The organism is Candidatus Eisenbacteria bacterium, assembly GCA_016235265.1.
Classification (GTDB): Bacteria; Eisenbacteria; RBG-16-71-46; order RBG-16-71-46; family JACRLI01; genus JACRLI01.
On the sequence record JACRLI010000013.1, the window covers coordinates 34,045 to 45,007 of the forward strand.

Genomic DNA, 10,963 nt, shown 5'->3' on the forward strand with positions numbered 1-10,963 from the left:
CTAATGCCCCCCGCCCGACGGACCGTGCCCCGCGCCGCGTCCGGCATCATGTCCCGAATCGTGGCTGTCCCCGGGCGCACTCTTGCGGGCGTCGTCCGGGCCGTGGTGTTCCTCCTCCTCGTGCTCCGGCGCCAGCACCCTGTAGGGCACCTGCGTGGAGAAGTGGTCGCCGTCGGTGACCAGGAACCGGACCGGGATCTCCCGGCCATGCCCGTTGTGCGCCGGAATCACCGCGAACACGGTCGTCGTGCGCACCTCCCCCGCCGGCACCGGCACCGGGTTCTGCGGGACCACCAGCGTCAGCCCGGCCTCGCTCGCGAGCCCGATGTGGTAGCTCCGGTCGCGCGCGCCCCGGTTGGTGATCTTCACCAGGATCTGGTTCACCACCGTGCCGTCGCCCTCCCTCACGTACGGCTGCCCCCCGGCGCGCAGCACCGTCACCTCGGTGTCCGACCGGGTGGCCAGCGTGAACCCGAACAGGCCCAGCGTCGCCGCCAGCACCGCGGGATACATCAGCACCCGCGGGCGCAGCATGCGCCGCGGCCGGTGCTCCAGCTCGGCGCGCGAGGTGTAGCGGATGAGCCCGACCGGCTTGCCGATCTTGGTCATCACCGCGTCACAGGCGTCCATGCACTGGGTGCAGTGGATGCACTCCATCTGCAGCCCCTCGCGGATGTCTATGCCGGTGGGACAGGTCATGACGCAGCGGCGGCACTCGATGCAGTCGCCCATGCCGGGCGCGCGGTCGCGGATGCCCTTGCCGCGCGGCTCACCGCGGTTGGGGTCGTATCCCACGATGAGCGACTGCCGGTCCAGCAGCACCGACTGAATGCGCCCGTAGGGGCAGGCCACCAGGCAGGTCTGCTCCCGGAAGTAGGCGAAGTCGAAGAAGATGAGCGCGGTGGTGCCGAGCATCACGAAGAACGAGGTGGGATGCTCGATGGGCGAACGGGTCACCCACTTCGCGAGCTCCTTCACTCCCACGAAGTAGGCGAGGAAGATGTGCGCCAGCGCGGCCGCCAGCACCAGGTAGATGAGGTACTTGAGGAGCCGTCGCGGATGCAGCCCGCGCTTCTGGTCCATGAGCTGCGAGCCCCGGTAGCCGCCCTCCAGCCAGCGCTCGATGGGCCGGAACAGGAACTCCATGTACACGGTCTGCGGGCAGGCCCAGCCGCACCACACCCGGCCCATGAGCGCCGAGAACAGGAACACCGCGATCACGGCGCTCAGGAACAGCAGCGCGAACAACAGCATGTCGGTGGGCAGGAACGTGGCGCCGAAGATGGTGAACTCGCGCCGCGGCAGGTCCAGCAGCACCAGCGGCCTGCCCGCCACCTGGATGTAGGGAATGAGGATGAACACCAGCGTCAGCACGCAGGCGGTGATCCGCCGTCGCCGCCAGAACGCGCCGCGCTCCGGCTTGGGGCGGATCCACCGCCTGGTGCCGTCGAGGTTGAGGGTCGAGAGGACTCTCTCGGGCGCCTCCATCGGGCCCGGTTGCACGCTCATCGGCGGATCCCCCGGACCTCAGGTCCGGCTCATGGAGAGGGCGGCGCGGGTTGCCCGGTGAGCTCGTGGACGCCCTGCGGCGGCTTCGGGTTCGCGGGATGGGTGTTTCGGATCGAGATCACGTACGCCACCGCGTCCAGCACCTGCTCCGGCTTCATGGTCTGGCCCCACGCGGGCATGCCCTTGGCGAGCACGCCGTTGTTCACCGTGGCCCACACCTGGTCCGGCGCGCCGCCGTGGATCCAGTAGTCGTCGGTGAGGTCGGGGCCGATCAGCCCGCCGCCGTCGGGCCGATGACACGCGGCGCAGGTGGTGGCGAAGGTGGCCTTGCCCGCGGCCAGCTTCGCCGGGTCCTTCGCGGCGGCCAGGATCACGGCCCCGCCCGGGCCCACGGCGGGTCCGCCCCCGCCGTACCTGGCGTGGAACGACTTCATCTCCTCTTGATAGTTCGCGACGCGGCCCTTGCCGGTCCCGACGCCCGGCACGTTGAACCAGTACAGGGCCGCGAAGATCGCGGTGGCCCAGAAGATGTAGATCCACCAGCGCGGCATCGGGTTGTCGTACTCCTGGATGCCGTCGTAGTTGTGTTCCATCAGGCGGTCCTGCGACTTGTCCGTCATGGCTTGGCTCCCGGGCGGAGGGCCGCTGCGGGCTCGTCCTCGAGCGGCAGGCGCTTCGCCTCGTCCATTTCGCGCCGCCTGGACGGCGCGAACACCCACACGACGATCACCAGAAACGCGATCATGAAGAGGGCCATCGCCACCTCGGCGTATACCGCCAGGCCGGCGTGGCTCATCACGTCCACGAGGCTCATCGAACCGCTCCCGGAGCGGACGGGGTCGCGGCCGCGGCCGCGGACGCCACCGGCGTCCCCTTCCGGATGTCGGTGCCCAGGCGCTGCAGGTAGGCCACCAGCGCCAGGATCTCCTTGTCCGCGACGTCCCTCGGCCCGCCCTGCGACACGATGCCGGCCGCCACCGAGCGCGCCTGGTCGCGGGCCATCATCTCCGCGCGGCCCACGGCGTCGCCGCAGGGCACGCCCAGCATGGCCATGACGTCCACGCGCTTCTGGATCCCGCCGTACTGGATCGGCTGGCGGAGCAGCTGCGCGTAGGCGGGCATGATCGAGTTCGGGGTGATGGAGCGCGGGTCCTGCATGTGGCGCACGTGCCACAGGTCGGGGTACTTCCCGCCTTCCCGCGCCAGGTCCGGGCCGATGCGCCGCGAGCCCCACAGGAACGGGTGGTCGTACACCGACTCGCCCGGCTTGGAGTACTCCCCGTAGCGCTCGGTCTCGTGGCGCAGGGGGCGGACCATCTGCGAGTGGCAGTTGAAGCAGCCCTCGCGGATGTAGATGTCCCGGCCCGCCAGCTCCAGCGGCGTGTACGGCTTCACCGACGCGATGGTCGGCACGTTGGAGCGGATCAGGAACGTGGGCAGGATCTCGAACAGCGAGGCCACGATGACCGCCAGCGCCGTCATCACCGTGAACAGCAGCGGCAGCCCCTCCCAACGGCGGTGCCACGATACGCTGGTGAAGCGCGCCCAGGCGCCCGCGGGCGCGCCGGCGGGCGCGTGCTCCACGTAGCCGCCCGAGAGCGGCGCGGCCTGCATCACGGGCTCGGCGTAGGTCTTCGGCCGCGAGGCCCAGGTCTTCAGGATGTTGAACAGGAACAGCACCATGCCGGCGATGTAGAGCAGCCCGCCCACCACGCGGAGCCAGTACATCGGGATCAGCTTCATGGTGGTCTCGACGAACTGCGGGTACTGCAGGCGGCCGGTGTCGTCGAAGGCCCGCCACATGAGCCCCTGCGTGAGGCCGGCGGAGTAGATGGCGGTCACGTAGAAGATGATCCCGAACGTGGCCAGCCAGAAGTGGATCTCCGCGAGCTTGGTGCTGTGGAGCTTCACCTGGAACAGCCGCGGCGCCAGCCAGTAGATCATGCCGAAGGTCAGCAGGCCGTTCCATCCCAGCGCCCCGGTGTGCACGTGGGCGATGATCCAGTCGGTGTAGTGCGCCAGGGCGTTGACGGTCTTGATCGAGAGCATCGGCCCTTCGAAGGTGGACATCATGTAGGCCGTCACCGCGAGCACGTAGAACTTGAGGACCGGGTCCTCCACCACCTTGTTCCACGCGCCGCGCAGCGTGAGCAGGCCGTTGATGCCGCCGCCCCACGAGGGCATCCACAGCATCACCGAGAAGACCATGCCCAGCGTGGAGGCCCACTCGGGCAGCGCGGTGTAGTGCAGATGGTGCGGGCCGGCCCAGATGTAGAGGAACACCAGCGTCCAGAAGTGCAGGATGGAGAGCCGGTAGGAGTACACCGGCCGCTCGGCCGCCTTGGGCATGAAGTAGTACATCAGCCCCAGGAACGGGGTGGTGAGGAAGAAAGCCACCGCGTTGTGGCCGTACCACCACTGCATGAAGGCGTCCTGCACGCCCGAGTAGATCGAGTAGCTCTTGAGCGCGGAGGCCGGCACCGAGAGGTTGTTGAAGATGTGCAGCAGCGCCACCGTGACGATGCTGGCGATGTAGAACCAGATCGCCACGTACAGGTGCCGCTCGCGCCTCCGGGCCAGGGTGCCGAAGAAGTTCACCGCGAAGACGACCCACACCACCGCGATGGCGAGGTCAATGGGCCACTCCAGCTCCGCGTACTCCTTGGCCTGCGTGAAGCCGAAGGGCAACGTGAGCGCCGCGGACACGATGATCGCCTGCCAGCCCCAGAAGTGCAGGTTGCTCAGCAGGTCGGAGAACATGCGCGTCTTCAGCAGGCGCTGCGTGGAGTAGTACGCCCCGCAGAAGAAGGCGTTGCCCGCGAACGCGAAGATCACCGCGTTGGTGTGCAGCGGCCGGATGCGGCCGAAGCTCAGCCACGGGATGTTGAAGTTGAAGAGGGGGTTCGCCAGTTGCAGGGCGGCCAGCAGGCCCACCAGCATGCCGACCAGGCCCCACACGATGGTGGCGAAGAGGAACTTTCTCACGACGGCGTCGTCGTACTTGAACGACTCGAGCTGTGGGTTCATTCCGTCTCCCAGTCCTTTAGAGAAGGAATCGGGTAATCCCAGCACCCTTCCGCGGCCGCGGCCAGGTGCACTGCTTCCACGGGGCGCCCTCCCGGCCCCAGGTCCCGCGGCCTGGGACGTGGGCGAATCGGCATTTCCCTGGGCGGGCTTGGGTTCCGCGGAATCCGAGCCGCGGGACCTGGGTTCCGCTGGCGCGGAACCACCCGGTCGGGGAGTCTATCCCCTTGTGGAATCAGTTTCAATCGTCCGGATTCGTGCCCTCCCACCGGGAGTGTTTGCCTGTTCCAAGTTGGCGTCCTCGGAGACCTCTCCCCCGGAGCGGGTGCACCTCTCACGGCCCGCTCGGCGCGCCATCCTGGCGCGACGTCGCTGCGGCTGCTCCCTCCTTCGCCTTCTTGGCTATCACATCCAAAGCGCTACGTCGGTCGCAGACGCACCGTGAGAGGTGCACCCGCTCCGGGGGAGAGGATTGTGCTGTCTCGTGCGTCGGTTGTGAGGCGGGCACACATTCGCGTCTGCGGGCGGCACACTTCCTCTACTGGCCGATGCGGATCGATTCCACCAGGTGATCGAGGGCTTTCAGGCCTGGCGTGAAGTCCTCCGGCTTCAGCTTCTGCATGCGGCGGACCGTGGAGTCCAGGTAGGCGGTGTACCTGGGGGATTGCCACGCGGAGTTTCTTGGCCAGAAGGCATCCAGGGCGGTCAGTGGGATGCCTTTCGCCCGCTCGGGGTGGAAGACGGTCACCATGTAGCGGCCGTCGTCGGTGAGGCCCTGGAAGGTGTAGAAGATCCGCTCGTTGGCCACCGGGCCCAGGGCCTGCTGGTACTGGGTTACGCAGCGCACGCCGTGGCCGCCCTTGAATCTCAGACGTTTCACCTGCACGGCAAAGAGCTGGCCGCCGGGTGGGGCGGGCAGGATGGGAATCGGGCCGGCGCCGGGGGCGTCGAGGTAGCGCCGGAGGGCCTCGGCGGGATCGGGGGCCGGCGGGCTCGAATCGCCGGCGGGGGTGCCCGCGGCGCGTTCGGCGGCGCCGGCTCCTGCCGGGACGCGCGCGGCCGCCAGCTTCCGCCAACCGTCTGCGGGGTACACCAGCACCTGCCTCTGGCGCGCGGGATGGCCGGCGTCGAAACTGTCGGCGTTGAAGAACATCCACACGTGTTCCGGCGTGCCGCCCTCGCGGGGCTCCTCCGGGGTGGCGCGGGGCGCGGCGGGATGGAGACGCGGGTGCAGGGAGGCGGCCAGGGAGCCGGGGCGGACGTGAACCTGGTCGGGGGTGAGCGCGATCGGGGCGCCGCCGGCGGGCGAACGGGCGGCGTGCGCCGCTTCACTCCCCCCATTCCCGCTCCCTCCGGGCGAGCAGGCGCCGCAGGCCAGCGCCAGCCACGCCGCCCCGCACCACCGCAGCATCCGCAATTTGCACCTCGCACCTGGTTGGAGCACCGTCATTCACGCCGCCCGGCGGGCCCCGCCGCGGCGCCCGGTCCGCCGGCGATTGTACCCGGCTTGACCGGTGGGCTCCCATCGGAAACCATCGGGGTGACAATGCACCCTTGCCCGCTGCCGATCCCGGTTCCCGGTTCCCTAGCCCCTCGGAGGTGCCATGTTCACGAAGTTCCGCCGGGCCCTTGAGCCCACCGCCGTCCTGGCGCTCGCCGCCTTGATCGTTGCCGGCGCGGTCGCGGTCGCGCCCTCCCCGGCGCGCGCCGCGGACCCCTCCCCCAGCGCCTTCGACAGCCCGCTGCCCGCCGACGCCTCGGACAGCGTGGCGGTGCTGCTGAGCGTGCGCACCGCGGATGCGATCCAACGCGATCTCGAATGGGCGCACGCCGACGAGCGCGCGGCCGAGTCGGACGCCGACCGCGTCAAGAGCCTGCAGGCGCGCATCAAGTCGCGCATCGAGATCAAGAAGGGCGAGATCGACGCGCTCAAGGGCCGCGTGAAGCTGGCCAAGGACGGCGGGCAGGCGGAGGAGCAGGCCTCGCTGGAAGCCCGCGTGGACGCGGAGAAGCGCCAGCTCGACATGCTGGAGGCGACCCGGGACCTGCGTGATGCGGAGAAGGGACTGGCCGACGCGCGGCGCGAGGCGGCGAAGGCGCGCGCGGATTTCTTCGAGCGCGAGATTGAGTTCGACAACCGCCACGAGTCGCTGGCCGGGCTGCACTCCGGCGGCGAGGTCCCCGGCCCGGGCGAGGTCGCGTCCCGCACGAAGAGCCTGCGCGACGCGGAGAAGAACGCACTGTCGGCGTTCAAGGACGCCGCGGACAAGGCCCAGGAGGTGGCCAGGCGGCAGGGCAACGTGGCCGACCGCCGCAAGAACATCCTGGGCATCCAGGTGGCGGTGGCGGGCGGAAAATAGCGCCCGCCCTGCCCGCTATTTCGCCGGCGCCGCCGATCCTCCCTGGAGGGTCTGAATCCGCTTCTTGAACGCCGCGACGGTGCGCGCCGGCTGCTGGTCGGCGGGCAGGGCGGCGGCTTCGCCCAGGGCGTCGTTGAGGGTCTTCACCGCGGCCGAGGTGTCGGCCATGCCCACGTAGATCTCGGCCCGATTGCTGAGCATTCCCAGCTTGCGCGGGCCGTACGCCAGCTTCAGTGCCCGGTCCGAGGCCGCCAGCGCCTCGTCCCAGCTCTTGAGGTTGCGGTACACCACGGACAGCCGCGCCGGCGGGTTGTAGTCGCCCGGCAGGTCGCGCTCCGAGGCCTGCAGCATGGGAATCGCGCGCTCGTAGCGGCCCAGCTCGCCATAGGCCGACATGCGGTGCGAGTCGAACACCGCGCGCTCCTCGGGCGTGCGGGCCTTCACGGCGGCGCTCTCGAGGAAGTCCGCCCACTGCTCCGCCACCGCGTGCGCACCCACGGAGTCCTTCGCTTCCTGGCGCGCGGTCAGCAGGCCGATGTACACACCCGAGCGGTCGTCGGCGGCCATTTCCAGGGTGGTGTCCGCCGCCACCTCGCGCGTCCACGCCTCCAGCGTGTCGGCCAGCTCCCGGCGATCCGGATGGTCCGGCGGCAGGCTCAGCGCGCAGTCCAGCCCGGTGGCCGCCAGGTTGGCGGCCGACACCGTGCGCCGCAGCCGCGGGAAGGCCTCGCGCGCCAGCTTCGCGGCGTCCTCGAACTTCTCGGTGGTCTGCAGCGAGAACAGCAGCGACTCCACGGAGCGGCCGTAGCGCGGCCATTCCGCGGGCGCGGCCGCCAGCGCTTCCCTGTAGGCCGCCGCGGCGCCGGCGTAGTCCGCCTGGCCGTAGAGACCGTCCGCACGCACCAGCGCCTGGTCGGCCGGGCTGCCCTTGCCGGCGCGGCCGTCGAAGGCCAGCAGGCCGTCCTCCAGCAACCGCTGGAACTGGGGCAGCGTGGCCCCGCCCACCCAGCGGATCAGCACCTTGCCGGTGTTGGGATCCAGCACCAAGAAGGTCGGCAGCGCCTGCACGGCGAGCGTCTTCTTCATGATCGAGGCGTTCTTCGATTTTTCGCTGTCGAGCTCAAGCCAGACGAACCGCCCGGCGTGCCGTGAGAGGGACTTGTCCGTGAAGACATAGGCCCTCATCGAGCGGCAACTGTGTCACCACGGGGCCCAGGCCTCGACAATCATGGGCACCTTGCGGGCCCGGGCCTGTTTCAGGGCTCCGGCGTAGTCGTCGTGAATCCAGGGCAGAACCGAGGGCGGGCCGGTCTTCGCCGCGGACTTCGGTGCCGCGGCCGACTCGGCGGCGATCGGGGCCGTGGCGCAGAGCGCCAGCAGCAGCAGAGTGAAGCGTGTGAGTTTCATGAGGGGCATGGTAGCCGCGGGCGTGGCCCCCGACAAGGCCCCTCCGAACCGGCTGGACGGGCGCCGGCGGACCAGCCCTGGCGAACCGGGGGACCGGCCCCAGCGAGGCGAGTCGGCGGATTCCGACCCGGACTGTTGGAAGTCCCCACAGTACAGCCTCCGAGTGTCCCGTATTCCCACATTCACGCCGGTGTCTCCCCTCCCGTACCACCAGGTCGCCGTCCGCTGGCTCCAACCATTTGTATATGTGTGTTATTCGCACAGTTCCGTTCTCTCATTCGTATCCGGGAGGGGATATGACCGAGCCCCAGTTCTCACGCCGCGAATTCCTGAAGTGGGCCCTGGCCGCCGGCGCGATGTCGGCGTTCCACCAGTCCTTCCTGCCCAAGGTGGCGGCCGCGATCCAGGAGGCGGTGAAGGAGTATCCCCTGATCTGGATGCAGGCCTCCGCCTGCAGCGGCTGTTCCGTGTCGGTGATCAACACCATTCATCCGAGCATCAAGAACGTCATCCTCGACCAGATCCTCCCGGGGCACCAACTGTACCTGGATTACCACTCCACGCTCATGGCGGCGACCGGCAGGCAGTCCACGGACACCGCCTTGAAGACCTCCCGCGACCACAAGGGCAAGTACATCTTCATCCTCGAAGGCGCCGTGCCGACGCAGGCCAACGGCATCTACGGCACGCTGGGGGAAGAAGACGGGCGCCAGGTGGCGATGTTGGAGTGGGTGAACCGGCTGGGGGCGGACGCCATGGCGGTGCTGGCCGTGGGCACCTGCGCCGCCTACGGGGGTGTGGCGGCGGCCAAGCCCAATCCAAGCGGTTGCAGGGGGGTCGGCGAGGTCTTCAAGACCAGCGGCATCACCACCCCCGTGGTGAACATCCCCGGATGCCCGTGCCACCCGGACTGGTTCATCGGCACGGTGGCCCGGGTGCTGCTCTACGGCCTGCCCAGGCCCAACGAAGTGGACGAGTTCGGCCGGCTCAAGATCTACTACGGGCGCACCGTCCACAACCGCTGCATCAACCGCGATTACATGGATGAAGGCATCTTCTCCGCGAACTTCGGCGAGCCCGGCTGCCTGCTCGAGATCGGGTGCAAGGGGCCCTTCACCTACGCCGACTGCCCGTCGCGCCAGTGGAACAGCGGCGTGAACTTCTGCCTCAGCGCCAACGCCCCGTGCATGGGGTGCACCGAGCCGGGATTCCCGGACGCCCACTCGCCGCTGTACCAGAGGAGGTAGGGATGAAGACGCGCGTGATGGTGGACCCGCTGACCCGGATCGAGGGACACCTGCGGGTCGAGGCGATGGTGGAGGACGGCAGCGTGGTGGAAGCCCGCTGCGGCGGCACGCTGTACCGGGGGTTCGAACAGATCCTCGAGGGCCGCGACCCGCTGGATGCGGTGCAGCTCACGCAGCGATTCTGCGGCGTGTGCCCCACCGCCCACGCGGTGGCATCCTCGCAGTGCCTGGACCACGCGTTCGGCATCATGCCGCCCGACAACGGGCGCATCATCCGCAACCTGATCCAGGGCTCCAACTACATCCAGTCGCATATTCTCCACTTCTACCACCTGGCGGCCCTGGACTACGTGCGCGGGCCCGAGTTCCCGCCCTTCATCCCGCGGTACGAGGCGGACTACCGGCTGCCGAAATCCACCAGTGACGAGATCGTGAGCCACTACGTGCAGGCGCTGCACGTGCGCCTGAAGGCCCACGAGATGTCGGCGGTGTTCTCCGGGAAGATGCCCCACTGCGCGTCGGTGGTTCCCGGAGGGGTGACCGTCACCCCGGCGGTGGACAAGGTCACCACGTTCCTGTGGCGACTGAAGGAGCTGCGCGAGTTCATCACCGGGACGTACCTGCCCGACGTGCTCACCGTGGCGGAGGTGTACCGCGAGTACGCGGAGATCGGCGCGGGGGCGAAGAACTACCTCTCCTACGGTGCGTTCGACCTGGACAACGAACCGGCGGTCACGAGCCGGAAGCGCTTCTTCCCGATGGGCCTGGTACGGGATGGGAAGCTGGAGCCGCTGGACCCGGCCCGCATCGCCGAAGACGTGCGGCACTCCTGGTACTCGTCCCCCAGCCATCTCGCCCCGGCCGTGGGACGGACCACGCCCGATCCGGCCAAGCCCTCGGCCTACACGTGGCTCAAGGCGCCCCGCTACGCCGACTCGGTGTGCGAAGTCGGTCCGGCGGCGCGCGCCGCAGTCGCCGTCGCCGCCGGCGGCAGTTCCCCGCACCTGGACGCGCTGCACGAAGCCCTCACGCGCCTGCGGCTCAAGCCCGGAAACCTGTCCTCGGTGCTGGGCCGGCACCTGGCGCGGGCCGTCGAGACCCGGGTGCTGGCCGACGCCATGTCGGACTGGGTGCTGCAGATCAAGCTGGACCAGCCCGTGGCCACGCCGTTCACCATCCCCGACCAGGCCCAGGGCTACGGGCTGTGGGACGCCTCGAGGGGGGCCCTCGGGCACTGGGTGAGCATCCGGAACAAGCGAATCGAGCGGTACCAGGCGGTGGTCCCGACGACCTGGAACGCCTCCCCGCGCGACGATCGCGGCCGGCCGGGGCCGATCGAGCTGGCGCTCGTCGGGGCGCCGGTCCCGGACGTCGAGAATCCCTTTTCCCTGGCCCGCGTGGTGCGCTCGTTCGACC

At 69.4% G+C, this 10,963-nt stretch carries 10 protein-coding genes; 3 read left to right on the forward strand and 7 right to left on the reverse strand.

What is annotated here, in order from left to right; all coding sequences use genetic code 11:
- The 5 genes from ccoG to HZB25_06540 all read right to left on the reverse strand — a co-directional run bounded on the left by ccoG (position 1) and on the right by HZB25_06540 (position 5,944).
- Complete coding sequence (gene ccoG / locus HZB25_06520; GenBank protein MBI5836877.1) at positions 1–1,509, reverse strand: cytochrome c oxidase accessory protein CcoG; 1,509 nt, start codon at positions 1,507–1,509, stop codon at positions 1–3.
- Positions 1,510–1,538: 29 nt separating this feature from the next.
- On the reverse strand, positions 1,539–2,129 hold the full coding sequence (locus HZB25_06525; protein MBI5836878.1) for a c-type cytochrome: 591 nt from the start codon (positions 2,127–2,129) through the stop codon (positions 1,539–1,541).
- Complete coding sequence (locus HZB25_06530; protein MBI5836879.1) at positions 2,126–2,323, reverse strand: cbb3-type cytochrome c oxidase subunit 3; 198 nt, start codon at positions 2,321–2,323, stop codon at positions 2,126–2,128. The genes HZB25_06525 and HZB25_06530 overlap by 4 nt, the downstream gene beginning before the upstream one ends.
- Complete coding sequence (gene ccoN, locus HZB25_06535) at positions 2,320–4,536, reverse strand: cytochrome-c oxidase, cbb3-type subunit I (GenBank protein ID MBI5836880.1); 2,217 nt, start codon at positions 4,534–4,536, stop codon at positions 2,320–2,322. The genes HZB25_06530 and ccoN overlap by 4 nt, the downstream gene beginning before the upstream one ends.
- Positions 4,537–5,071: 535 nt before the next feature.
- Positions 5,072–5,944 carry a hypothetical protein gene (locus HZB25_06540; GenBank protein ID MBI5836881.1) on the reverse strand — a complete coding sequence of 291 codons (873 nt, stop codon included), beginning with the start codon at positions 5,942–5,944 and terminating at the stop codon, positions 5,072–5,074.
- Positions 5,945–6,137: 193 nt separating this feature from the next.
- On the opposite strand from HZB25_06540, the gene HZB25_06545 reads away from it, so the two are divergent.
- The gene (locus tag HZB25_06545; protein ID MBI5836882.1) at positions 6,138–6,893 is read left to right on the forward strand and encodes a hypothetical protein; all 756 of its coding nucleotides are present in this window, start codon (positions 6,138–6,140) and stop codon (positions 6,891–6,893) included.
- Between the two features lie 15 nt (positions 6,894–6,908).
- Here HZB25_06545 and HZB25_06550 read toward each other — a convergent pair whose 3' ends face one another.
- Complete coding sequence (locus tag HZB25_06550) at positions 6,909–7,979, reverse strand: thiol reductase thioredoxin (protein ID MBI5836883.1); 1,071 nt, start codon at positions 7,977–7,979, stop codon at positions 6,909–6,911.
- A 114-nt stretch (positions 7,980–8,093) separates the two neighbouring features.
- Positions 8,094–8,300, reverse strand: coding sequence for a hypothetical protein (locus HZB25_06555; GenBank protein MBI5836884.1), 207 nt, complete (start codon positions 8,298–8,300; stop codon positions 8,094–8,096).
- Positions 8,301–8,596: 296 nt separating this feature from the next.
- Here HZB25_06555 and HZB25_06560 point away from each other — a divergent pair, with 296 nt between their 5' ends.
- Both HZB25_06560 and HZB25_06565 read left to right on the forward strand, forming a co-directional pair.
- The gene (locus HZB25_06560) at positions 8,597–9,547 is read left to right on the forward strand and encodes a hydrogenase small subunit (GenBank protein MBI5836885.1); all 951 of its coding nucleotides are present in this window, start codon (positions 8,597–8,599) and stop codon (positions 9,545–9,547) included.
- 2 nt (positions 9,548–9,549) lie between these two features.
- Positions 9,550–10,963 (forward strand): nickel-dependent hydrogenase large subunit (locus tag HZB25_06565; protein MBI5836886.1); only part of this gene is annotated, 1,414 nt, incomplete at its 3' end.